The organism is Streptomyces sp. NBC_00258 (genome assembly GCF_036182465.1).
Taxonomy (GTDB): Bacteria; Actinomycetota; Actinomycetes; order Streptomycetales; family Streptomycetaceae; genus Streptomyces.
Map to the genome: position 1 here is coordinate 9,238,994 of NZ_CP108081.1, position 22,036 is coordinate 9,261,029.

21 protein-coding genes are annotated in these 22,036 nt (G+C 70.8%); 13 read left to right on the plus strand and 8 right to left on the minus strand.

What is annotated here, in order from left to right; genetic code table 11:
* Window positions 1-4: 4 nt before the first annotated feature.
* The 3 genes from OG718_RS41175 (at window position 5) to OG718_RS41185 (ending at window position 2,789) form a co-directional block, all read left to right on the plus strand.
* Window positions 5-805, plus strand: coding sequence for a DUF1684 domain-containing protein (locus OG718_RS41175; protein ID WP_328846580.1), 801 nt, complete (start codon window positions 5-7; stop codon window positions 803-805).
* Between the two features lie 237 nt (window positions 806-1,042).
* Complete coding sequence (locus OG718_RS41180; protein WP_328846581.1) at window positions 1,043-1,948, plus strand: S1 family peptidase; 906 nt, start codon at window positions 1,043-1,045, stop codon at window positions 1,946-1,948.
* A 142-nt stretch (window positions 1,949-2,090) separates the two neighbouring features.
* Complete coding sequence (locus OG718_RS41185) at window positions 2,091-2,789, plus strand: hypothetical protein (protein WP_328846582.1); 699 nt, start codon at window positions 2,091-2,093, stop codon at window positions 2,787-2,789.
* Between the two features lie 65 nt (window positions 2,790-2,854).
* Here the strand turns inward: OG718_RS41185 and OG718_RS41190 are convergent, their stop codons facing one another.
* A complete protein-coding gene (locus OG718_RS41190; protein ID WP_186001121.1) occupies window positions 2,855-3,736 on the minus strand; it encodes an alpha/beta fold hydrolase in 882 nt (293 codons plus the stop codon).
* An 89-nt stretch (window positions 3,737-3,825) separates the two neighbouring features.
* Between OG718_RS41190 and OG718_RS41195 the strand changes: the two genes are divergently transcribed.
* Window positions 3,826-4,818: a slipin family protein gene (locus tag OG718_RS41195; RefSeq protein ID WP_328846583.1), complete on the plus strand. Its 993-nt coding sequence runs from the start codon at window positions 3,826-3,828 to the stop codon at window positions 4,816-4,818.
* Between the two features lie 285 nt (window positions 4,819-5,103).
* Window positions 5,104-6,186 carry a S1 family peptidase gene (locus OG718_RS41200; protein WP_143635897.1) on the plus strand — a complete coding sequence of 361 codons (1,083 nt, stop codon included), beginning with the start codon at window positions 5,104-5,106 and terminating at the stop codon, window positions 6,184-6,186.
* A gap of 123 nt (window positions 6,187-6,309) precedes the next feature.
* On the opposite strand, the gene OG718_RS41205 is transcribed toward OG718_RS41200, so the two are convergent.
* Window positions 6,310-7,341 (minus strand): DUF3533 domain-containing protein, encoded by a 1,032-nt coding sequence (locus OG718_RS41205; protein ID WP_328846584.1) that lies wholly within the window; start codon window positions 7,339-7,341, stop codon window positions 6,310-6,312.
* 158 nt (window positions 7,342-7,499) lie between these two features.
* Between OG718_RS41205 and OG718_RS41210 the strand changes: the two genes are divergently transcribed.
* Together OG718_RS41210 and OG718_RS41215 are read left to right on the plus strand one after the other, a co-directional pair.
* Entirely contained in the window at window positions 7,500-11,087 is a 3,588-nt protein-coding gene (locus tag OG718_RS41210) for a DNA polymerase III subunit alpha (RefSeq protein ID WP_328846585.1), read from the plus strand.
* On the plus strand, window positions 11,084-12,058 hold the full coding sequence (locus tag OG718_RS41215) for a DNA polymerase Y family protein (RefSeq protein ID WP_143635893.1): 975 nt from the start codon (window positions 11,084-11,086) through the stop codon (window positions 12,056-12,058). The genes OG718_RS41210 and OG718_RS41215 overlap by 4 nt, the downstream gene beginning before the upstream one ends.
* A 136-nt stretch (window positions 12,059-12,194) precedes the next feature.
* Here the strand turns inward: OG718_RS41215 and OG718_RS41220 are convergent, their stop codons facing one another.
* On the minus strand, window positions 12,195-12,569 hold the full coding sequence (locus OG718_RS41220; RefSeq protein ID WP_328846586.1) for a cupin domain-containing protein: 375 nt from the start codon (window positions 12,567-12,569) through the stop codon (window positions 12,195-12,197).
* Between the two features lie 107 nt (window positions 12,570-12,676).
* Here OG718_RS41220 and OG718_RS41225 point away from each other — a divergent pair, with 107 nt between their 5' ends.
* Window positions 12,677-13,123: a MarR family winged helix-turn-helix transcriptional regulator gene (locus tag OG718_RS41225; protein ID WP_328846587.1), complete on the plus strand. Its 447-nt coding sequence runs from the start codon at window positions 12,677-12,679 to the stop codon at window positions 13,121-13,123.
* 171 nt (window positions 13,124-13,294) lie between these two features.
* Window positions 13,295-14,173 carry an esterase/lipase family protein gene (locus tag OG718_RS41230; protein ID WP_328846588.1) on the plus strand — a complete coding sequence of 293 codons (879 nt, stop codon included), beginning with the start codon at window positions 13,295-13,297 and terminating at the stop codon, window positions 14,171-14,173.
* Window positions 14,174-14,286: 113 nt separating this feature from the next.
* Here the strand turns inward: OG718_RS41230 and OG718_RS41235 are convergent, their stop codons facing one another.
* Window positions 14,287-15,333, minus strand: coding sequence for a lytic polysaccharide monooxygenase auxiliary activity family 9 protein (locus OG718_RS41235; protein ID WP_328846589.1), 1,047 nt, complete (start codon window positions 15,331-15,333; stop codon window positions 14,287-14,289).
* A gap of 166 nt (window positions 15,334-15,499) precedes the next feature.
* Between OG718_RS41235 and OG718_RS41240 the strand changes: the two genes are divergently transcribed.
* The gene (locus OG718_RS41240; RefSeq protein WP_143635883.1) at window positions 15,500-15,988 is read left to right on the plus strand and encodes a GNAT family N-acetyltransferase; all 489 of its coding nucleotides are present in this window, start codon (window positions 15,500-15,502) and stop codon (window positions 15,986-15,988) included.
* 22 nt (window positions 15,989-16,010) lie between these two features.
* On the opposite strand, the gene OG718_RS41245 is transcribed toward OG718_RS41240, so the two are convergent.
* Window positions 16,011-16,145, minus strand: coding sequence for a hypothetical protein (locus tag OG718_RS41245; RefSeq protein ID WP_257678067.1), 135 nt, complete (start codon window positions 16,143-16,145; stop codon window positions 16,011-16,013).
* A gap of 295 nt (window positions 16,146-16,440) precedes the next feature.
* Between OG718_RS41245 and OG718_RS41250 the strand changes: the two genes are divergently transcribed.
* Complete coding sequence (locus OG718_RS41250; RefSeq protein ID WP_328846590.1) at window positions 16,441-17,073, plus strand: class I SAM-dependent methyltransferase; 633 nt, start codon at window positions 16,441-16,443, stop codon at window positions 17,071-17,073.
* A 35-nt stretch (window positions 17,074-17,108) separates the two neighbouring features.
* On the opposite strand, the gene OG718_RS41255 is transcribed toward OG718_RS41250, so the two are convergent.
* Window positions 17,109-17,609, minus strand: coding sequence for a DUF402 domain-containing protein (locus OG718_RS41255; RefSeq protein ID WP_328846591.1), 501 nt, complete (start codon window positions 17,607-17,609; stop codon window positions 17,109-17,111).
* On the minus strand, window positions 17,590-18,510 hold the full coding sequence (locus OG718_RS41260; RefSeq protein ID WP_328846592.1) for a GNAT family N-acetyltransferase: 921 nt from the start codon (window positions 18,508-18,510) through the stop codon (window positions 17,590-17,592). The genes OG718_RS41255 and OG718_RS41260 overlap by 20 nt, the downstream gene beginning before the upstream one ends.
* Window positions 18,511-18,581: 71 nt before the next feature.
* Here OG718_RS41260 and OG718_RS41265 point away from each other — a divergent pair, with 71 nt between their 5' ends.
* On the plus strand, window positions 18,582-18,962 hold the full coding sequence (locus OG718_RS41265) for a GntR family transcriptional regulator (RefSeq protein ID WP_186001119.1): 381 nt from the start codon (window positions 18,582-18,584) through the stop codon (window positions 18,960-18,962).
* A 303-nt stretch (window positions 18,963-19,265) separates the two neighbouring features.
* On the opposite strand, the gene OG718_RS41270 is transcribed toward OG718_RS41265, so the two are convergent.
* Window positions 19,266-20,360, minus strand: a complete 1,095-nt coding sequence (locus tag OG718_RS41270) for a DUF5925 domain-containing protein (protein ID WP_143635874.1) — start codon at window positions 20,358-20,360, stop codon at window positions 19,266-19,268.
* Window positions 20,361-20,556: 196 nt separating this feature from the next.
* Between OG718_RS41270 and OG718_RS41275 the strand changes: the two genes are divergently transcribed.
* On the plus strand, window positions 20,557-21,978 hold the full coding sequence (locus OG718_RS41275; RefSeq protein WP_328846593.1) for a GH39 family glycosyl hydrolase: 1,422 nt from the start codon (window positions 20,557-20,559) through the stop codon (window positions 21,976-21,978).
* The last annotated feature ends 58 nt before the right edge of the window (window positions 21,979-22,036 follow it).

The following is a 22,036-nucleotide window of genomic DNA, read 5'->3' on the forward strand; positions in this document are numbered from 1 at the left end:
TCACATGACGACGGAACACGTGGCGGCGGACGCGTCCGAGGACTGGAAGCACTGGCACGAGCACCGCACCGAGACGGTGTCCGCGCCCCACGGCCCGCTCGCGCTCAGCGGCACGCACTGGATCGAGGACTATCCGGAAGGGCTACTTCCGGACGTGCCCGGCCGGTGGTCCGTGGGCGATGACGCGGTCGTGCTGACGGCCGACGCGGCCGACGGCCTCCTCGTGGACGGGGAGCCGTTCGCCGGTGAGGTCCGGCTCGGGGCCGACCCCGGTCCGGCCGCCACGGCCCGGGTCGCGTACGGCGAGCGCCGGTTCGTCGTCCTCGTACGCGAAGGGGCCCTGGGCGTACGCGACTTCGACCCCGCCTCCCCGGCCCGGCAGGCGTTCCGGGGCATCGAGGCCACGCCGTACGATCCACGCTGGTCGGTGCCGGGTCGCTTCACGCCGTACGGGGAGGACCGGACCGTACGCGTGGCGAACGCCGACGGACGGGAGCGCGGGCTCGGGCTCGGCGGTGAACTCGCCTTCAGGCTGGACGGGCAGGACCTGACCCTTCAGGTGACGGTTCAGGGGGACGGATCGCTGTGGGCTGTTTTCGGCGATGCGACGAGTGGGAACGGCAGCTATCGCTTCCGGTTCCTGCGCCCGGCGGCTCCTGACACAGAGGGGCGCACGACGGTGGACTTCAACCGTGCCCTGCTCCCGCCCTGCGCGTTCGCGGACCACTTCATCTGCCCATTCCCGCCGCCGGGCAATACCCTGAGCGCGGCGATTGCCGCCGGGGAACGCAATCTGCTCCGATAATCCGCACGTAATCCACACACTGCCGTCGATGAGATCAACTCCTGTGGGACATACGTAAGTTGAACACCGCACGGCCGAAAGGCGCCCTTGCGCCCGTCGGGGGTGCGGCCAAATACTCCCCCCAGCGCCTTGTCAGGGGCACGGCGTGTCCGGAATCCGGGCATTCTTCCTCTGGCGTGCGCCTCACGGGCCCCGACCCCACGCGGGCCCCCGACTTCCCTTTGGAGGGAACGAACAGTGAGGACCAAGCGCACCACCCCCCGCAGCGGCATAGCGAGACGGACCCGGCTGATCGCCGTCACCTCCGGACTCGTGGCCGCGGCCGCATTCACCATCCCTTCCGCGAACGCGAGCGACGCACAGACGTTCAGCGCCTCCCAGCTGAAGAGCGCCAACTCCTCGGTGCTCAAGGCCGATGTGCCGGGCACCGCCTGGGCGACCGACGCCAAGACCGGCAAGGTCGTCGTCACGGTCGACAGCACCGTCTCCAAGGCGGAGATCGCCAAGATCAAGCGGACCGCGGGCACCAACGCCGGCGCCCTGCAGATCAAGTACACCCCGGGCAAGTTCAACAAGCTGATCAAGGGTGGCGACGCCATCTATGCGAGTAGCTGGCGCTGCTCCCTCGGCTTCAACGTCAAGAACAGCGCGGGAGCCGACTACTTCGTGACCGCCGGTCACTGCACCGACGGCGCGGGCACCTGGTGGTCGAACTCCGGGCACACCACGACCCTCGGCTCGACGTCCGGCTCAAGCTTCCCGACCAACGACTACGGGCTGGTGCGCTACACCAACACCTCGGTCGCCAAGTCGGGCACCGCGGGCACCGTGGACATCACCCGCGCGGCCACTCCGGCCGTGAACACGAACGTCATCCGCACCGGTTCCACCACCGGCACCCGTACCGGACGCGTCACCGCCCTGAACGCGACCGTCAACTACGGCGGCGGCGACATCGTCTACGGCATGATCCAGACCACGGTCTGCGCCGAGCCCGGCGACTCCGGCGGTCCGCTCTACGGCAGCAACGGTGTCGCCTACGGTCTGACCTCCGGCGGCAGCGGCAACTGCACCTCCGGTGGCACCACGTTCTTCCAGCCGGTCACCGAGGCGCTGAGCGCCTACGGCGTCAACGTATTCTGACCGGTACGCGACACATCGACACCCGCGTGACCTGACTGCAGCCAGCAGCAGACGAGCCCCCGCCCGCCGTTCGCGGTGCGGGGGCTCGTCCTTGGCCGTGAGGGGTCGCCCGGGTGCACGGGAAGACCGGGGGAACAGGGAAGTGGCTTCCGACCAGCAGCGCCATGTACGCCGTAGTCCGCTGCTGTTCACGACACCGCTGGTGCTGCTCGCGGTGCTGGCACTGGTGCTCCTGTGGGAGATCACGCGCGGCAACGTGACCGGGGAGCTGAGCCGCCAGTGGCCCTGGCGGCTGCGGCTGATGGACACGGACGCGCTGGGCAGCCTGCTGGCCGTCGCCCTCGCCGCGGTGCTCGGCCGGGCGCAGTACGCGCGTACGGTACGGCCCGCGCTGGGCTGGCGTGCGTCCTGGGTGCCCGGCGCCTTCGCCCCGGACGAGCCCGCCTGGGAGGCGGGCATCCTGAACGGCGGTCCGCAGCACGCCGTGGTCGAGCGGGTGGAGTACCGACTCGTGCCGCACGACCGGGCTCCCGGAGCCTGGACCGACCACGCGGGGCTGCTGCGGGAACTCGCCGCGATGGGGCTCGTGCACGGCAAGCACTACCGGCAGATGCTCGTCGGCGCGGGCTTCCCCCTGCCGGGCGCCACCGGGTACGAGACCGCGCCCCACGGCGCGTACACCCAGCGGTTCGTCGACGAGATCGACGAGCTGCGGCTTCGGCTGCGGGTGACGGACGCCGTGGGCGACAGCCATGAGCGGGTGATGGACCTGATGCGCGGGGCGCGGCTTGAGCGGCCGGGGGCCGCGGGGAGCGGGCTCATAGTGGGGCCCGGGGTGTGAGGCGGCCCGGGGTGCGAGGTGACCCCGGGCGTGAGGTGTCCCCGGGTGTGAGGCGGTGGCCCGGGTCAGGTGTCCGTCCGGGGTGTCGCGCACAGCCAGTCCAGTACGTCCGGGAGGGCCTCCAGGGCTGAGAAGTGGCTGCCCTTCGGGTCCAGTACCGGGCGGGCGCGGGGGATGCGCTCGGCCAGCCACTCGAAGTGGCCCACCGGGGAGAAGGTGTCCTCGGCGCCGTGCCACAGCAGCACGGGGCGGGTGATCTGCGCCGGGTCGAAGCCCCAGTGGCTCAGCAGCGCGAGTGTGTCGTCGAGCCAGCCGTAGGCCGACTCGTGCAGCGCCTCACGGTAGTTGCGCAGCAGCATGTCGCTCACGGCCGGGGTGGAGACGATCCGGCGGTCGGTGTCGGTGAGGCCGTCCCTGATGGACGCGAGGAGCTGTGCCGGGTCCGCGCGGATCGCGGCGGCCCGGGCGGCGAGCCGGTCCGCGAACTCCAGGGGGTCGGTGAGCGCCTGCGTGAACTCCTCGACGTTGGACCTCGCCATCCCGTCGAACCAGTTCAGCCCCTCGGCGACCGGCGGCGCGAGGCTCGCCATCGCCGCCACCCGCCGCACCCGCGAGGGCAGCAGCGCCGCGCAGGCCAGCGCGTGCGGGGCACCGCCCGAGCGGCCGAGCACCGCGAACCTCCCGAGCCCGAGCGAGTCGGCCAGCGCCGCGACGTCCCGCGCGGCCTGCGCCACCCGGCGTCCGGCACCGCGGTCCGAATCCCCGTACCCCGGCCGGTCGTACGCGATGAACCGCACCCCGGGACGCTCGGCCATCAGCTCCGCCGGCACAGCCCCGTGCCGGCCGCCCGGTGTGCCGTGCAGCAGTATCACCGGGCTGCCCTCCGGGTCCCCCCACTCCTCGAACGCCAGCCGTCGTCCGTCCCGCATCCGTATCCCGTTCGGCACCTCGGTCCTCCATCTCCCCTTCTCGTCCACGCCGGAGTTACCGTCGAAGTACACACCTGTTGCGCCCGATACGGACCCTGGGGGTCGTAATGATCGAGGAGCTGGTGACGGCGGGAGTGGCTCTCGCGTCCGTCGGAACGGTGTACGCGATGGCGGCGGCCCGCGTCGTCAAACAGTACGAACGGGGCGTGGTGCTCCGCCTCGGCAGGCTCCGATCCGGGGTGCGTGGTCCGGGATTCACCATGATCGTGCCCTTCGTGGACCGGCTCCAGAAGGTCAACATGCAGATCGTGACGATGCCGGTACCCGGGCAGGACGGCATCACGCGGGACAACGTCACGGTGCGCGTGGACGCTGTCATCTACTTCAAGGTGGTGTCCGCCGCCGACGCGGTCATCCAGGTCGAGGACTACCGGTTCGCGGTCTCGCAGATGGCGCAGACGTCACTGCGCTCGATCATCGGCAAGAGCGAGCTGGACGACCTCCTGTCGAACCGCGAGAAGCTCAACCAGGGTCTGGAGCTGATGATCGACAGTCCGGCCGTGGAGTGGGGCGTGTCCATCGACCGCGTCGAGATCAAGGACGTGTCGCTGCCGGAGACGATGAAGCGGTCGATGGCCCGGCAGGCCGAGGCCGACCGTGAGCGCCGGGCCCGGGTCATCAACGCCGACGCCGAGCTCCAGGCGTCGAAGAAGCTGGCGGAGGCCGCCGGGGTGATGTCCGAGCAGCCCGCCGCGCTCCAACTCCGGCTGCTGCAGACCGTGGTGGCGGTCGCCGCCGAGAAGAACTCCACGCTCGTCCTGCCCTTCCCGGTCGAACTGCTGCGGTTCCTGGAGCGGGCGCAGCAGCCGGCGCAGCAGGCGGCGCCTCCCGCGCCCCAGGCGCAGCAGCCGTCGGGCGGGACGGATCGGACGCAGCAGTCGCTGCCCGAGGCGCAGCAGCCTCCGATTCAGCCGCAGGAGCTCTCGGCACAGGCACAACAGCTGTTGGCGCAGTGGCAGCAATCGATGCAGGAGCAACTCCCGCCCGTCGAGACACCGTTGGATCCGGACTTCGGAGGGTCGAAATCCGGACAGGACTAGACCTCACGGAATGGCGTTAGTTACTCGCTCGTAGTGTTTGCTATGGGAATCGACGTGGTGAGACGGCTACTTGTCAACGCGCGTCAACCATGCGGGGGCGCGCGTCCGTTGTGGCACGCGCGTCCTGAAGTCGACCTTGTGTGCTCCCGTACGGCCTCGGAATAGTGGTCGGCGTCCGTTGGCATGGACGCGGCTTTTATTGCGAGTCGGGCTCATGTCCGTACACCTTTCGGTCTCGATGGCCCCCACAGCCGTCGTTTCCGACCCCCCACAGGAGGACACAAGTTGAAGCACCGACGCATACCCAAGCGGCGGGCGGCCGTGGCAGGTGCGGGCATCGCCGCACTGGTCGCCGCGGGAGTCACCTTGCAGAGTGCGAACGCGAGTGAGACCGCGCCCACTCCCGAGCTCAAGACCCTCTCGGTCACGGCGGCCGGAAAGCTCGCCTCGACGCTCGGCAAGGACCTCGGCACGGACGCGGCGGGAACGTATTACGACGCGAAGGCGAAGAGCCTCGTCGTGAACGTCCTCGACAAGGCCGCGGCCGAGACCGTCGAGTCGGCCGGCGCCAAGGCCAGAATCGTCGAGAACTCCCTCGCCGAACTGAAGGGCGCCCGTACGACGCTGAAGCAGGACGCGACCATCCCCGGCACCTCGTGGGCGGTCGACCCGGCGACGAACAAGGTCGTCGTCACCGCGGACCGTACGGTCAAGGGCGCGAAGATGGCGCAGCTGACCAAGGTCGTCGACGGGCTCGGCGCCAAGGCCGAACTCAAGACCACGAAGGGGGAGTTCAAGCCCTTCATCGCCGGCGGTGACGCCATCACCGGTGGCGGCGGCCGCTGCTCGCTCGGCTTCAACGTGGTCAAGGGCGGCGAGCCGTTCTTCCTCACCGCCGGGCACTGCACCGAGGGCATCACCAGCTGGTCCGACTCGTCCGGCACCACGATCGGCGAGAACGCGGACTCCAGCTTCCCCGACAACGACTACGGCCTGGTGAAGTACACCGCGGACGTGGACCACCCGAGCGAGGTGAACCTCTACAACGGTTCCGCGCAGGAGATCACGGGTGCGGCGGAGGCGACGGTCGGGATGGAGGTCACCCGCAGCGGCTCCACCACCCAGGTGCACGACGGGTCGGTGACCGGGCTGGACGCCACCGTGAACTACGGCAACGGCGACATCGTGAACGGGCTCATCCAGACCGACGTCTGCGCGGAGCCGGGTGACAGCGGTGGGTCGTTGTTCTCGGGCAGCAGCGCGATCGGACTCACGTCCGGTGGCAGCGGGGACTGCACCTCCGGTGGGGAGACGTTCTTCCAGCCGGTGACCGAGGCGCTGTCCGCCACGGGGACGCAGATCGGCTGACGGTTCCGTCGCGGGTTTCTTTGAAAGCCCCGCTCCCGCTTGCGCGGGGGCGGGGCTTTTCGCGTCGGGTGCTTCGTGCGGGCCGGCCGTGGCTGGGTGCGCAGTTCCCCGCGCCCCTAAAAGCTACGGGGCTGATGCTTTTTTCCGCAGCGAGCCCGCGACGAGTGTGACCGCGCTGCCGACTGCCGCCCAGGCAGAGAGGACCAGTAGTGAGGCTGTCGTGTCGTTGCCCTTGAAGTAGGCGATCGAGCGGGCCGCCCAGGTGCCGGCGCCCGGGGGCAGGGCGGGGCCGATCGCCTTCCAGAACGGGGGCAGCATCGGGGGCGGAAGGGCGCCGCCCGCGCTCGGGTTGCCCAGGATCACCACCAGCAGTACGGCCACTCCGATGCCGATGATCCCGAAGAGGCACTGGAACGCGAGTGTGGCCGCTCCCACCGCGAAGGTGATCAGCGCGCCGAGCCCCCAGAGGGCCCAGACGCTGCCCGGCAGGGCTCCCAGGACCGGTCCGACGATGACCGCGCCGCCGAGTCCGCCGGCGATCGCGACCACGGCCATGGCGGCGAGCCGGATCGTCGCGCGCCGGGAGTTGGCCGGGCGCGCGCCCGCGCTGACCGCCAACGCCGACGCGCACAGATAGCCGCCCACGCACCAGCCGACGACCAGGTAGAAGGTGGTGAGCCCGTTGGCGTCCTGTGCGTCGGCCGGGACCACGTCGACGGTTCTCACCGTGCGCCCTTGGTCCTTCTCCAGCCCGGTGGTGAGCGCGATCAGTGCGTTGGCCAGGACCTTGCCGCCGCCGGACGCGACCAGCAGGGTGTCGGTGGTGCCGGCCGTGTCGATCACCAGGGCGCCGTCGATGTCGCGGTTCACGATCTGCTCGCGTGCCGTCGCCCGGTCGGGGAGCGCGCGAGGGTCCAGGGGCTCGCCGGGGAGCTGCTTCAGACGGGCCACCGCCTGGTCGGCGGCGGCCCCGGGGGCGACCACCCCGAACGCCACGTCCTTCGGCTTCGGGTTGTGCAGCGCCCCCACATAGGAGGCGATGAAGAGCAGCTGCAGGGCGACCACGCCGATGACGAGCAGCGTGGCCCGCGGAGTGACTCCGTCCTTCACCTCGTCGAGGAAGGTCCGGCGTGGGGCCCCGCCTGTCTGTGTCATGCCCCCACGGTCCGAGCCGCCCGGCGTTTGCGCAGGTGGGACGGGTCCGAACGGATGTCGCACACATGTTCGGGAATTGGTCTATGGTGGGGGTGAGGGAGTAGGGAACAAATGTTCGAGGGCTGGTGTGGGAGCCCCTGGGAGTGGTGGAGGTGCGCGTGCCGGGCTTCACGCATCTGCACACCGTTTCCGGGTTCTCCCTGCGGTACGGGGCCTCGCACCCGGAGCGTCTCGCCGAGCGTGCCTCCGAGCGGGACATGGACGCGCTCGCCCTCACCGACCGGGACACCCTCGCGGGCTCGGTCCGCTTCGCCAAGGCCTGCGCCGCCCAGGGTGTGCGTCCACTGTTCGGGGTCGACCTCGCGGTCGAGGAGCCCGTACGGGTCCGGGAGTCCGCGCGAACCCCGGGGGGCGTAGGGGCTGGGGAGTCCGTACGGGCGGGTGGGCCCGCAGTCCGTGGGCCTGTAGCCGGTGGGCCCGTAAGAGGGGAGCGGCGGCGGGCTCCCGTGCGGGGCGGTGCCTTCATCGATGAGTCGACACCCCGCGTGACCTTCCTCGCCCGGGATGGCGCGAAGGGCTGGGCCGAGCTCTGCAGAATCGTTACTGCGGCGCATGCGGGCGACTCGGGCGGGCCGCTGCTCCCTTGGGCGGACAACCACGCCGACGGCCTGACCGTCCTGCTCGGGCCCGCCTCCGACGTCGGCCGGGCGCTCGTCGCCGGGCGCCCCGACCGGGCCGCGAAACTGCTCGCGCCCTGGCGGGAGGTCTACGGCGACGCCCTGCGTCTCGAAACGGTCTGGCACGGGCGCGAGGGCACCGGTCCCGGCTCGCTGCGGCTGGCCGCCCGTACCGTCGGCTTCGCCGCCGAGCAGCGGGTGCGGCCCGTGCTCAGCAACGCCGTCCGGTACGCCGACCCGGGCATGGGCCCGGTCGCCGACGTCCTGGACGCCGCCCGCCGGCTCGTGCCGGTCGACCCCCGCAAGGAACTGGACAGCGGCGAGGCCTGGCTCAAGGACGCGGGCGCCATGCTCGGCGCCGCCGAACGGATCGTCGAGGCCGCGGGTTTCCGCCGTGACACCGCGTACCGCCTGCTCGAACAGACACGGGCCACCGCCGCCGAGTGCCTCGTCGACCCGGAGGACGACCTCGGCCTCGGTGCCGTGCACTTCCCCGAGCCGCACCTCGTCGGCGCCGGACGCCGTACCGCGCAGCGCGTACTGACCTCGCGGGCGGCGGCGGGAATGGTGCTGCGCGGCTACGACCGTTCCCCCGAAGCGCGCGGCTACTGGGAGCGGATGCACCGCGAGCTGGACATCATCGCCCACCACAGCTTCGCCTCCTACTTCCTGACGGTCGCTCAGGTCGTGGACGACGTACGGGAGATGGGTATCCGGGTCGCCGCGCGCGGCTCCGGCGCGGGCTCGCTCGTCAACCACCTCCTCGGCATCGCGCACGCCGACCCCGTCGAGCACGGGCTGCTGATGGAACGCTTCCTGTCCAAGCGCCGCCCGGTCCTGCCCGACATCGACATCGACGTGGAGTCCGCCCGCCGGCTTGAGGTCTACCGCGCGATCATCGGCCGGTTCGGCACCGAGCGGGTCGCGACCGTGGCGATGCCGGAGACGTACCGGGTGCGTCATGCGGTACGGGACGTCGGCGCGGCCCTCTCCATGGACCCGGCCGACATCGACCGCATCGCCAAGTCCTTCCCGCACATCCGCGCCCGCGACGCCCGCGCGGCACTGGAGGAACTGCCCGAACTGCGCTCTCTGGCCGGGGAGATGGAGAAGTACGGGCGGCTGTGGGAACTGGTGGAGGCGCTGGACGCCCTGCCGCGCGGGGTCGCCATGCACCCGTGCGGGGTGCTCCTCTCCGACGCCTCGCTCCTCGCCCGTACGCCCGTCATGCCGACCAGTGGCGAGGGGCTGCCCATGTCGCAGTTCGACAAGGAGGACGTCGAGGACCTCGGGCTGCTCAAGCTGGACGTGCTGGGCGTACGCATGCAGTCCGCGATGGCACACGCGGTGGCCGAGGTGGAGCGGGCCACGGGGGACCGGGTCGACCTGGACGCCGTCGAGGAGGGCGACCCGGCGACGTACCGACTCATCCGGTCCGCCGAGACGTTGGGCTGCTTCCAGATCGAGTCGCCTGGTCAGCGGGACCTGGTGGGCAGACTCCAGCCCGCGACCTTCCACGATCTCGTCGTCGACATCTCCCTCTTCCGGCCGGGGCCGGTCGCGGCCGACATGGTGCGGCCGTTCATCGAGGCGCGGCACGGCCGGGCGCCGGTCCGCTTCCCGCACCCGGATCTGGAGGAGCCGCTGAGGAGCACGTACGGGGTCGTGGTCTTCCACGAGCAGATCATCGACATCGTCGACATCATGACCGGCTGCGGGCGGGACGAGGCGGACCGGGTGCGGCGCGGACTGTCCGACCCCGAGTCGCAGGGACGGATCCGGGTGTGGTTCGCGCAGCATGCCGCCGCGCGGGGGTACGACGCGGAGACGATCGCCCGTACGTGGGAGATCGTCGAGGCCTTCGGGTCGTACGGCTTCTGCAAGGCGCACGCGGTGGCCTTCGCCGTGCCGACGTACCAGTCGGCCTGGCTGAAGGCGCATCATCCCGCCGCCTTCTACGCCGGGCTGCTCACCCACGATCCCGGTATGTATCCGAAGCGGCTGCTGCTCGCGGACGCGCGGCGGCGGGGGGTGCCGATCCTGCCGTTGGACGTGAACCGGTCGGCGGTCGCACACCGTATCGAACTGGTGTCTGAATCTGAGGGGTTCGGAGGAGTGGCCGGGAAGGCCCTCGGCGGCTCCGGGAAGGCCTGGGGGGTGCGGCTCGCCCTCTCCGACGTGCACGGCATCAGCGAGGCCGAGGCGGCGCGGATCGCGGACGGGCAGCCGTACGCCTCGCTGCTCGACTTCTGGGAACGGGCCCGGCCGAGCAGACCGCTGGCCGGGCGGCTCGCGCAGGTCGGGGCGTTGGACGCCTTCGGGGCCAACCGCCGTGATCTGCAACTGCACTTGACCGAGCTGCACCGGGGAGCACGCGGCGGTCGCGGAGACCAACTGCCCCTGGCCGGTGGGCAGAAGACCGCGCCGGCCGGGCTGCCCGACCTCTCCTCGACGGAGCGGCTCAGCGCCGAGCTGGGTGTGCTCTCCATGGACGCCTCACGCAATCTGATGGACGATCACCGGGAGTTCCTCGATGAGCTGGGCGTGGTCACCGCGCGCCGGCTGCGGGCGGCGCGGCACGGTGAGACGGTCCTGGTCGCGGGCGCCAAGGCGGCCACCCAGACCCCGCCGATCCGCTCCGGCAAGCGGGTCATCTTCACCACCCTGGACGACGGCACCGGCCTGGTCGACCTCGCCTTCTTCGACGACTCCCACGACGCGTGCGCCCACACCGTTTTCCACTCCTGGCTCCTGCTCGTACGCGGAGTGGTGCAGCGGCGTGGCCCGCGCAGCCTCAGCGTGGTCGGGGCGGCCGCCTGGAACCTCGCCGACCTGGTGGAACTGCGGCGCGAGGAAGGCCTGGACGGAGTGGCCCTGCGACTGGCCGAGCCGCAGGGGGAGGACGAGGCCGAGGGCGGCTCGCGGGACACGGGAGATCCGACGGGCGGCCGTCGAATCCAGATGCCCACGGGATACGAAATGCATCCGTGGGCGGATCTGCGCCCGGCGGGCGAAGGGCCCGCCGGCGGAAGGAAGTTGTGGCACCAGAGCCCGGGGAGTGCGGGATGACCATCCTCTGCGTACGTTTCCAGCTGCCTCCGGCGTACGAGGCCGCCCTGCCCGGGCTCCTCGGCACGCTGGAGGAGTTCACCCCCGTCGTCGAGGCGCTGCCGCCCGACGGAGCGCTCGTCGATCTGCGGGGCGCCGAACGGTATTTCGGGCGGGACGTCGAGGAACTGGCCTCGCTGATCCGGGTACGGGCGCTCGCCTGGCACGGCGTCGACTGCGTGATCGGCGCCGGACCCGGGCCGATGTTCGCACGCATGGCCCTGCGGGAAGCCGCCCCCGGAACGACCCGCGTGGTGCCCGAAGACCCCTGCGCCCTCGCGGAGTTCCTGGAGGAACAGCCCGTGCGGGCGCTGCCCGGAGTCGGCACCGCCACCGCCCGCACCTTGTGCGAGTACGGCCTGGACAGCGTCGGCAAGGTCGCCGCCGCGCCCCTGTCCACATTGCAGCGGCTCACCAGTGCCCGCATGGGCCGCGAGCTGCACGAGATGGCACAGGGCATCGACCGCGGCCGGGTCGTACCGAACGCCGTCTCCCGCTCGCTCGCCGCCGAACGACCCTTCCCTCGCGATGAGTTGGACCCCGACCTGCACCGGCGCGCGCTGCTCTCCGCCGCCGAGGAGCTGGGCGCCCGGCTGCGCGCCCTGGAGAAGGTGTGCCGCACGCTCACCCTCACCGTCCGCTACGCCGACCGCTCCACGACCACCCGCACCCGCACGCTCCCCGAGCCGACCGCCCACTCCTCTGCGCTCACCGACGCCGCGTACCGCATGTACGAGGCGCTCGGGCTGCAACGGGCCCGGGTCCGCGGCATCGTCCTGCGTGCCGAGGGGCTCGACCCTGCCGAACAGGCCTCCCACCAGCTCACCTTCGACCCGGTGGACGAGAAGGTCCGGCGGGTGGAGGAGGTGGCGGACCGGGTCCGGGCGAAGTTCGGGCCGCGGGCGGTGATGCCGGGGTCGTTGGTCGCGTAACGCTCCGCGGGGAGCGGGTGGGTGCGGGTCGTTCGGGAGCTGCGGGCCGGATGTGGCTGGTCGCGCCCACGCGGCGGAGCCGCACATCGACACAGCCCCGCGCCCCTGATGAGGCGCCCCCGGCATTTCCGCCAGGTCAGTTGGCCCAAGGCGGAGTGATGACCGTGCCGTCCGCCAGCTTCGCCTGGAGGCCGATCGACGTGGTGACCCAGGAGATCGCGGTCTCCTCGGTCGGGTTCTCCACGGCGAGTGTCGCGCCGGGATTGATGATCACCGTGTCGCCCACGGTGAGCCGCTCGGTGCGGCCGTCGAGCGTCATCAGGAGCTCTCCGGCCAGGAGATGGAAGATCTCCTCGCGGTTGACCGTGTGCGCGGGCGCCTTCGTGCCCGCGGGGATCTCGCCCCGCCAGGCGCACAGTTCTCTGCTCCCGCTGAGGGGAGTGGCGTACGAGACGAAGCGCGCGCCGTGGATCTCGTGGACGACGGCTTCGGACGAGCGGACTACGGGCACGGCTGCCTCCGGTGGTGAATGGTGGCGACGAATGGTCAAGCTGCTTGACTATATGGATCCATGGTCAAGCCGCTTGACCAATTCGTCAAGGGTGTTTCAATGCGTGCGTGCAGAACTCCGAGGCCATGGCCCTGTCCGCCGCCCTGCTCGCCGTCGCCGGCGAACTCACCCAGCGCATCCACGACGGTGTCGTAGCCCGTGGATTCGAGGGGATTCGGCCCGCGCACGGGTTCGCGTTCGCGCGGCTCGCGCCCGGCGGGGCGACGGCCACGGAACTGGCCGCCCATCTGGGCGTGACCAAGCAGGCCGCGAGTCAACTTGTCGACGAGATCGTCCGCAAGGGGTATGCCGAGCGGCGCCCGCACCCCGACGACGCGCGCGCCCGGCTGGTCGTACTGACCGAGCAGGGCTGGGCCTGTACGCGGGCGGCCGAGGAGGCGGCCGCGGAAGCCGTCGGCCCCTGGGTCGAACTGCTTGGCGAGGGTGAAGTCCGGGCGTTGCGTGACCGTTTGCTGCGCATTGCGCCCTACGGTCCCATCAGGCCCGCCTGGTGACGGTTACACGGCACGTGTCAGTGCTCCCGGCCAGCACCGGAAGTTTTTACTGACGCGTAACTTCACACTTCTACTACTCACTCGTAACTTGGCAAAAGAACAGCATCCTCGTGATCCGGATCACAGGGCGTACGCCATCGCAACTCCCTTGAGCCGCAAGGAGATCACTCGATGCTGCCCTGGAAACGCCTGCTCAGACCCCTGGCCGTGCTGCTGCTGACCGCCGCGGTCACCGTCGTCCCCACCGCCACCGCTGCTTCCGCCGCCACCGCTGAGGCCGAGTCAGCGCCGAGCCGTGGCTGGAACGACTACTCCTGCAAGCCGTCCGCCGCCCACCCGCGCCCCGTCGTCCTCGTCCACGGCACCTTCGCCAACTCCGTCGACAACTGGCTGGGTCTCGCGCCCTACCTCGTGAACCGCAACTACTGCGTCTTCGCCCTCGACTACGGGCAGCTGCCCGGCGTGCCGTTCTTCAACGGGCTCGGTCCCATCGACAAGTCGGCGGAGCAGCTCAAGACCTTCGTCGACAAAGTGCTCGCCGCGACCGGCGCGGCCGAGGCCGACCTGGTGGGCCACTCGCAGGGCGGCATGATGCCCCGTCACTATCTGAAGTTCCTCGGCGGAGCAGCCAAGGTGAACGCCCTCGTCGGGATCGCCCCCGACAACCACGGCACCACCCTGAACGGACTCACCCAACTGCTCGACACCTTCCCCGGCGCGGCCGACCTGCTCTCCACCGCCACCCCCGCCCTCGCCGACCAGGTGGCCGGATCGGCCTTCCTGACCAAGCTCAACGCGGGCGGCGACACCGTCCCCGGTGTCCGCTACACGGTCATCGCCACCAAGTACGACGAGGTCGTCACGCCCTACCGCTCGCAGTACCTCGACGGCCCGAACGTACGCAACGTCCTGATCCAGGACCTGTGCGCGGTCGACCTCTCCGAACACGCGGCGATCGGGCTCATCGACCGGATCGCATTCCACGAGGTGGCGAACGCCCTGGATCCGGCACACGCCACCCCGACGACCTGCCTGTCGGTGATCGGCTAACGGACTGGCGAACCGCGCCCCGTCAGGGGCGCGGGCTGTATCGATGTGCGGCTCCGCCACGTGGGCACGACCAGCTACGGACGGCCCGCAGATCCGGTACCGCCCGCAGGCCCCTATCGGCTGTGTCGGCCACTCGCCGCACGGCGACGAACCGACGCGAACAGCGCCGCCGCACCGATCGCCAGGGCGGCCGCCCCACCGATCGCGACGTACGGAGTGGTGCTCGAACCGCCGGTCTCGGCGAGGTTCTCCGAACCGCCGGCGGGCTCGGCGTCGCTCGCGGAGTCGTCCGCCGCCTCGGACGGCGCCGCCGAGGCGGCGGAACCGGCGTCGGAGTCCGAGGCGGTGTCCGCGGCCGCCGTGGCCGTGGCCTGGGTCTTCGGGTCGTCGTCGCCGTGACCGCCGTGCTCCACGGACGACTCGTCGGTGCCGTCCTCGATCTCCTGGTCGGACGGCGCCGACGCGGTCGGGGCCGTGGAGGCCTCGGCGCCGCCCCCGCCCCCGCCCCCGCCCTCCCCGAACACGACGTCCGAGCAGGTGTAGAACGCCTCGGGGGAGTCCGAGCGCTGCCAGATCGAATAGACGAGGTGGCGGCCCGACTTGACCGGGACGACACCGTTGAAGACGTAGTCGCCGCTCTCCATCCGCGGGTCGGTGACCTTGAGGAAGGGCTTCGACTCCAGGTCCGACCACTTCAGGGGCTTCGTCGGGTCGTAGCCGTCCTTGGTGACGTACAGCTCGAACGAGCCCTTGTGCGGAGCGGTGCCCTTGTAGCGGAAGGTGCGGTTGCCCGAGGTCAGCCGCGTGGCCGGCCAGTCGGCGCGGGCCAGGTCGAGGCCCTTGAACTTGTCGTTGCCCGCGCTGCACAGCTTTCCGTCGGGGATGATCTCCTTCGACTTCCCGGCGGCGTTCGCGATGTTGACGCCGTTCCAGTCGTAGAGGGCCTGCGTGCCGCCGGCCGCGACCGCGGCCTTGCAGGCGGCGGACCTCGGGTTCTCCGGACCCTCCGCGAAGCAGCCCGCGACCCTGCTCACCGGGTCCGTCATCGAGCCGTGCGCGACCGCAGGGGTGGCGGCGAGACCGGTCAGGGTGAGCGGGGCGACGCCGACGGCGGCGACCGTGGCGAGGCGGGTGCGGGTGGCCTTGCGGCGAGCGGACATGGGGGAACTCCTCGAAGCGGGTCCGGGGTGCTTGTGATGCCTGGGGGCGATCAGCAAGCTAGCCCCTCGAAACCACGAAATCGCCTGTTGGGAGGGGGTGAGGGCGATCCTTATGGTCCGCTTAAGGGAGTGCTGAGACTGCGATCAGGTAGGTACCGTTCAGGCCATGACGAAGACTCCGGAAGGAGCCCCGGCGGACACTCCGTACGAGGCTCGGATCCGTCCCGCCGTCGCCTCCGACACGGCTGCCGTGAAGGCCGTGACCGACGCGGCCTACCGCCCCTACATCGAGCGGATCGGGGTGGTCCCGCGGCCCATGGAGGCGGACCACGCGGCCGACATCGCGGCGGGGCGGGTGTTCGTCACGGGGGAGCCCGTGACCGGACTCGTGGTGATCGAGGCGCACGAGGACCATCTGTTCCTCGACAGCATCGCCGTCCACCCGGACGCGCATGGGCAGGGCGTGGGACGCCGGCTCCTGGCCTTCGTGGACGCACACGCGCGTGCGCTCGGACTGCCCGAGGTCAGGCTCTACACGAACGCGCTGATGTGGGAGAACCAGAAGATCTACCCGAAGTACGGGTACGAACTCGTGGAGCGCCGCGTGGACGGGCCGTACGACCGCCTCCACTACCGCAAGCGGCCGGCGCCGTGACGGTTCCTGGTGCCGTGACGGCTCAGCCGTCCGGCCACCACGTGCGTGCGATGTCCTTTCGGACCTCCGGGCGCTCGGCGGGGCGCTCGTCGGCGTCGTCCCGCACGCGACGGGAGTCCGACTTCCTCAGGGGCTTCTGCACGGTTACACGGCGCATGGCTGCCTCCTTGCATCTACCGGGTTCCGCGTTTGTACGGAGGTAGACCGTTCCGGGGAGAGTGACTCATCGGTGCCCGCTTGTCAGTGGCGGTAGTCACGTTTCGTCTGTGAGTCCACATGCCGGACAACTGGGGGTTCCGCGCAGTTCTGCCGCAGGTACGGCGCAGGTACGGCGCAGGTACGGCGCAGGTACGGTGCGGTTCTGCCGCAGGTACGGCGTCGCACCGGGCGTCGTCGTACCGCGCCGGTCCGGGGCGCGGCCCGTTGTCAGTGGCGGGTGTCACTCTGGGCACATGACGAGTAACAGGGCAGGCGAAGAAGCGAAGACCGGTGGAGAGCGGTCCGGCGTCGACTGGGACGCCGAGTCCGTGACGTTCGACGACGAGCCCGACCACGGACTGCGGGATCCCGCCGTGCGCGAGGCCTGGGCGGCGAGGCTGCGCGGCTGGCTGCCGCGCGGCCCGGCCGACGTGCTCGATCTCGGCTGCGGTACGGGCAGCCTGTCGCTCCTCGCGTCCGAGCAGCGGCATCGGGTGACCGGGGTCGACTCCTCGCCGCGCATGGTCGACCTCGCCCGCGCCAAGCTGGCCGGGCGGGACGCCGCGTTCCTGGTCGGGGACGCGGCCGCCCCGCCGGTCGGGGAGCAGCGCTTCGACGTCGTCCTTGTCCGCCATGTGCTGTGGACGCTGCCCGATCCCGGCCGTGTCCTGCGGCACTGGCGCGGACTGCTCCGGCCGGGCGGACGACTCGTGCTCATAGAGGGCGTCTGGGGGACGGTGAGCCCGGCCGGCATATCCGCCGAGCAGCTGACCGGACTGCTCGCACCCCTCGCGGAGGACGTCCGAGTGGACCCGCTGTCGGACGACCCGCTGCTGTGGGGACGAGAGGTGGAGGACGAGCGGTACGCGGTGGTGGCTGTGCCCTGAGGGGCACCGGCAGAGGCCACGGGGAGTGCGCGGTCCTAGGCCAGCAGTGTCTCGAAGCCGCCCTCGCGAGCACGGAGTTCGAGTTCGTCCAGGGCGGACCGGGCGGCGGCCGCTGCCTGCGGATCGGTGGTCTCCAGACCGCTCTCCGCGAACTCGTCCTCGTCCAGACGCAGTACGGCCTTGCCGTCCGCGGAGCGCCACAGGTCGAGGTCGAGGTCCTCGACGACCAGTTCGCCCTCGGACACGGAGGCCGGGCGGGTGATGTCGCAGTACCAGCCCTTTAGCACGCCCTCGGGACCACGGACCTCCTTCACCGCGTACCAGCGGTCGCGCCAGTAGTGCTCGGTGAAGACGTCGCCCGGTTCGAAGCGTACGAAGCCGAAGTCGCGGACTCCGGCACCGGCCCAGGCCGCTCGGACGGTGACGTGGGTGCCGTCGTCGTGCAGCAGCTCGGCCGGGTAACGGATCTTGATGCGGCCCGCTTTGACCAGCACGATGTCCAACTGGAGGGGGGCGTCAGGCGAGTTCGCGGACATGTTGCACCTCCGTGGCGCAGATCTCGTAGCCGAACCACTTGTTGACCGCGAGCATCGGTTTGTTGCCCGCGTCGTTGGCCGTGAACGCCTCCGTGAAGCCGGCGGAGCGGGCTCGGTGCAGGGAGTCGTTCTTGGCGAGCTTGGCGAGGCCGCGGCCGCGGTGGGCCCGTGCCGTGCCGGTCATCACCGTGCCGTAGCGGGTGCCGCCGTCGGTACGGGCGGCGCTGAACGCCGCCGGGCGGCCGTCGACGACCGCGACCGAGGTCAGTTCATGGCTGAGGAGGGGATGGTGCCAGGTCTCCTTCAGCCAGGCCTCGTAGTCCGTGAACTCGTGGGCGATGTCGCTCGGTTCGTCCAGCAGCGTCTCCGCGTCCAGGTCGAACAGCGGGCGGGGGTCGTCCGCGAAGTCCGCGGCCGTGCGCAGTTCGACGTCCGCGGGCGGCTCCTGGCGCGGCGGCAGTGTGCACGTCGCCAGGTCCAGGCGGAGGAAGTGCGCGGAGCGACTGGGGCGGTAGCCGCGCTTCTTGGCGAAGGCGCGGTTCGCCGACTCGTCCACGACCCGGACGAAGAACCTGGTCACGTCCAGGGAGGCGAGGCGCTCCTCGGCGGTCCTCACGAGCAGCGAGCCCGCACCCCTGCCCTGGCGGTCCGGGTGCACGTACACGTTCAGATAGCCCTGACCGGGCTGCGGGCTGTCGTACACGACGCCGACCTGGGCCGTGCCGACGAGTTCGCCGTCCTCCTCCGCGACCAGCGGCTGGAAGTGGGCGTCGGGATGGACGTTCGCGGCGTCGTACGTGATGGCCTCGGGGGTGGAGAGCATGAAGGGGAGCGCCAGGTGCCGGATACGGGCGAAGCCCTCGGCGTCTCCCGCGCGGAAGTCGCGGACGATCACAGTCATGACGTCGCACGCTACGTGGGCGGTGAGGCCGGGTGCCTCTCATTTTCCCGCCGGTGCGGGACAATCACTGCGTGACGCTGAAGATCGACATCGAGGACGACGCGGGGATCGCGCCCTACGAGCAGGTGCGCGCCCAGATTTCCGAACAGGCGCGGGCCGGGGCGCTGCCGGTGGGATACCGGCTGCCGACCGTGCGAGGGCTGGCCGAGGAGCTCGGCCTCGCCGCCAACACGGTCGCCAAGGCGTACCGGGCTCTTGAGTCGGACGGGGTCATCGAGACGCGGGGGCGCAACGGAACGTTCGTCGCTGCCGCGGGCTCGGCGGCGGAGCGGGAAGCGGCGTCCGCCGCGCAGGCCTATGCCGATCGTGTGCGGCGGCTCGGGTTGTCCGAGGCCGCCGCCGTCGCCGCGGCCCGGGATGCGCTGCGCGCGGCGTATGGGGCGTCCGGCTGACAGTTGAAGGCTGGCGGTTGCGGCTGACGATTGGCGTTGGCGTTGGAGCCGTCCTGGAATGCTGCCGGTCGTTTGCTGTCTGCGGGATCGCTGTGGCTGGTCGCGCAGTTCCCCGCGCCCCTGAAGGGGCGCCCTGGTGTGCGGAGTTGGCTTGGCGGCTGCGGCTGCGGCTGGCGGTCGGCCGGTCGGAGTGGCGGTGGCGCGGGCGACGGGCCAGGTGGACCCGTCGTGTGTCGAGTTCGGGTGCGTCCGGATCCGCCGCGCCGGGTTTCGCCGTCGCGGCGGAGTGACGGGCCGCGTGCTCTACAGATACAAACCCGCGTCCGCGCCCTCTCGTTGGTCCGGGACCGAGGTCGGGGTGGTGCCCCGGCGCAGGGCGTAGAGCTCGGCGAGGGTGGCGCCGTCCCGGGGCAGGCCCTCTTCCGTGCCGAGCCAGGCGGCTGACTCGTGGCGGGTGAGCGGGCCGACCTCGATACGGGCGAGGCAGCGGCCGGGGCGTACGACGGCGGGGTGGAGGCGCTCAAGGTCCTCGTTGGTGGTGACGCCCACCAGGACGTTGCGGCCCTGGCCCAGCAGGCCGTCCGTGAGGTTCAGCAGGCGGGAGAGCGCCTGGCCCGCCGTGTGCTTGGCCTCGCCGCGGATCAGCTCGTCGCAGTCCTCCAGCAACAGCAGCCGCCAGCGGCCCTTGCCCGTGCCGTCCTCCTCGCCGATCGCGATGTCCATCAGATAGCCGACGTCGGAGAAGAGCCGCTCCGGGTCCAGGACACAGTCCACCTGGCACCAGTCCCGCCACGAGCGCGCCAGCGTCCGCAGCGCCGACGTCTTGCCCGTACCCGGCGGACCGTGCAGCAACAGCAGACGGCCCGCGATGTCCTCGGGCGTCGTCTTCATCAGGCCGTCCATCGCATCGGCCACGGGTGCCGTGTAGTTGGCGCGCACCTCTTCCCACGTACCCGCCGAGATCTGGCGGGTCGTGCGGTGCGGTCCGCGCCGGGGCGACACGTACCAGAACCCCATCGTCACGTTCTCCGGCTGGGGTTCGGGCTCGTCGGCCGCGCCGTCCGTGGCCTGGCCGAGCACCTTCTCGGCGAGCTCGGCGCTGGTCGCGGTGACGGTGATGTCGGCGCCCCGGTTCCAGCGCGACACCAGCACCGTCCAGCCCTCTCCCTCGGCGAGGGTCGCGCTGCGGTCGTCGTCGCGCGCGGACCGCAGCACCTGTGCCTCAGGAGGGAGGAGCGTGGCCCCGGACCGTACGCGGTCGATGTTCGCCGAGTGCGAGTGCGGCTGCTCGCCCGTCGCGAAGCGGCCGAGGAACAGCGCGTCGACGACGTCCGACGGTGAGTCGCTGTCGTCGACGTTGAGCCGGATCGGCAGAGCGTCGTGTGGGTTCGCAGACATGCCGCCATGATCCGTCACGTGGGCGACCCGTGCATCCGGTTTCCGCGTTGCGCACCGAAGGGGGCACGGCGGAGGAAATGTGTCACTGCGTGTCGGCCGGTCCCCGAGGTCCCCGTGTATCCCCTCCGTCCTGTTACAGGGCTGTGGTCGACGGAACCTGTTCTACGGCTGACCCCCGCCGTTACTGTTGCCCTTGATGGGACGTCATGGGTGGAATTCGGGGGCTCGGCGGTGGCGGTTCACCGCTCTGCTCGGTGTGGGCGTGGCCGCTCTGGCCCTGGTGCTGACCCTGATCAACACACTTCCCGGCGACGCGGGAAGCGAGGCCGGCACGACCCGCGACGGTGACAAGGTGCACGGCACGCCGGCCGTTCCCCCGTCGGAGCCGAGGCCGGAGGTGGGCTGGGGCTTCACCCACACCCAGTTCAGCGCGGACGAGGGCAGTGGCGCCGCCACGAAGCGGGTGGAGAAGCGCCTGGGCGAGCAGCCCCTGCCGCAGATCCAGCACATCATGGGCTGGGGCGCGGACAATCCCGAGCCGGTCAAGGGGCGGTACGACTTCGAGGACATGGACCGCCGGATCGACTTCGTCCGGGAGACGGGCGGCACGCCGGTCGTCACGCTGTGCTGCGCCCCGGACTGGATGAAGGGCGGCAAACCCGGCTCCGACAAGACCGACTGGAGCCAGGCGGCGCTGGAGACGGCGCCGGACCGCGCCCACTACAAGGACTACGCCGCCCTCGCCGCGACCGTCGCCAAGCGCTATCCGGACGTACGCCACTTCATCGTCTGGAACGAGTTCAAGGGTTTCTGGAACGACGACGAGGCCCGCTGGGACTACGAGGGCTACACCGAGCTGTACAACCTCGTCTACAAGGCGCTCAAGAAGGTCGACAAGGACATCGAGGTCGGCGGGCCCTATCTGGTGATGGACAGCCTCGACCCGCGCCAGAAGGAGAACGCGTCGACGACGCTGAGGGGCAGCTGGGGCACCATGGACCAGCGGATCCTCGACGCCTTCGACTACTGGAACAAGAACAAGGCAGGCGCGGACTTCGTCGTCGTCGACGGGTCCAGCTACACCAAGGACGACGACCTGCTGCCGGACGAGTTCGGGGCCACCGACAAGTTCACGGCCGTCAGCCGCTGGGTCCGTGAGCAGACCGGTGACCTGCCGCTGTGGTGGGCCGAGTACTACGTGGAGCCCGCCGACGGCGAGGACATCCGCGACGGCTGGTCCGAGCCGCACCGCGTCGCCGTCCAGGCCTCAGGCCTGATCGCGATGGCCCGCGGCGGCACGACCTCCGCCTTCTACTGGAACCCGGAGACCGAGAAGGGCGCCACCTGCTCCGGCTGCCTGTGGACCCCGACCGACCGCGCCGGAGGCGGCAAGGCGTTGTCGATGCTCGACCTCATCTCCCGCTTCGACAAGGAGTTCCCGCCGGGCACCAAGTACGAGCAGGTCTCCGTCGCCGCGGACGACAAGCCCAACGTACGGGTCCTGGCCGACGACAAGGCCCTCCTCGTCGTGAACACCCTCGACCGGGAGATCAGCGCGAAGGTCGACGGGAAGCGGTTCGAGATGGGGGCGTACGAAGTGAAGTGGCTTCGCCGTTAGTTGCTCCGTCCGGTGGTTCGGCCGGTGATTCTTCGGGTCGTGGGGTCGTGGGGTCTCG

Bases quoted from the DNA above. Each gene is read 5' to 3' on its own strand.
- OG718_RS41260 (WP_328846592.1), bottom strand. From the start codon at position 18,510: ATGACTGTGATCGTCCGCGACTTCCGCGCGGGAGACGCCGAGGGCTTC.
- OG718_RS41255 (WP_328846591.1), bottom strand. From the start codon at position 17,609: ATGTCCGCGAACTCGCCTGACGCCCCCCTCCAGTTGGACATCGTGCTG.
- OG718_RS41205 (WP_328846584.1), bottom strand. From the start codon at position 7,341: ATGACACAGACAGGCGGGGCCCCACGCCGGACCTTCCTCGACGAGGTG.
- OG718_RS41245 (WP_257678067.1), bottom strand. From the start codon at position 16,145: ATGCGCCGTGTAACCGTGCAGAAGCCCCTGAGGAAGTCGGACTCCCGT.
- OG718_RS41175 (WP_328846580.1), top strand. From the start codon at position 5: ATGACGACGGAACACGTGGCGGCGGACGCGTCCGAGGACTGGAAGCAC.
- OG718_RS41275 (WP_328846593.1), top strand. From the start codon at position 20,557: ATGGGACGTCATGGGTGGAATTCGGGGGCTCGGCGGTGGCGGTTCACC.
- OG718_RS41235 (WP_328846589.1), bottom strand. From the start codon at position 15,333: ATGTCCGCTCGCCGCAAGGCCACCCGCACCCGCCTCGCCACGGTCGCC.
- OG718_RS41195 (WP_328846583.1), top strand. From the start codon at position 3,826: ATGATCGAGGAGCTGGTGACGGCGGGAGTGGCTCTCGCGTCCGTCGGA.
- OG718_RS41240 (WP_143635883.1), top strand. From the start codon at position 15,500: ATGACGAAGACTCCGGAAGGAGCCCCGGCGGACACTCCGTACGAGGCT.
- OG718_RS41230 (WP_328846588.1), top strand. From the start codon at position 13,295: ATGCTGCCCTGGAAACGCCTGCTCAGACCCCTGGCCGTGCTGCTGCTG.
- OG718_RS41270 (WP_143635874.1), bottom strand. From the start codon at position 20,360: ATGTCTGCGAACCCACACGACGCTCTGCCGATCCGGCTCAACGTCGAC.
- OG718_RS41215 (WP_143635893.1), top strand. From the start codon at position 11,084: ATGACCATCCTCTGCGTACGTTTCCAGCTGCCTCCGGCGTACGAGGCC.
- OG718_RS41250 (WP_328846590.1), top strand. From the start codon at position 16,441: ATGACGAGTAACAGGGCAGGCGAAGAAGCGAAGACCGGTGGAGAGCGG.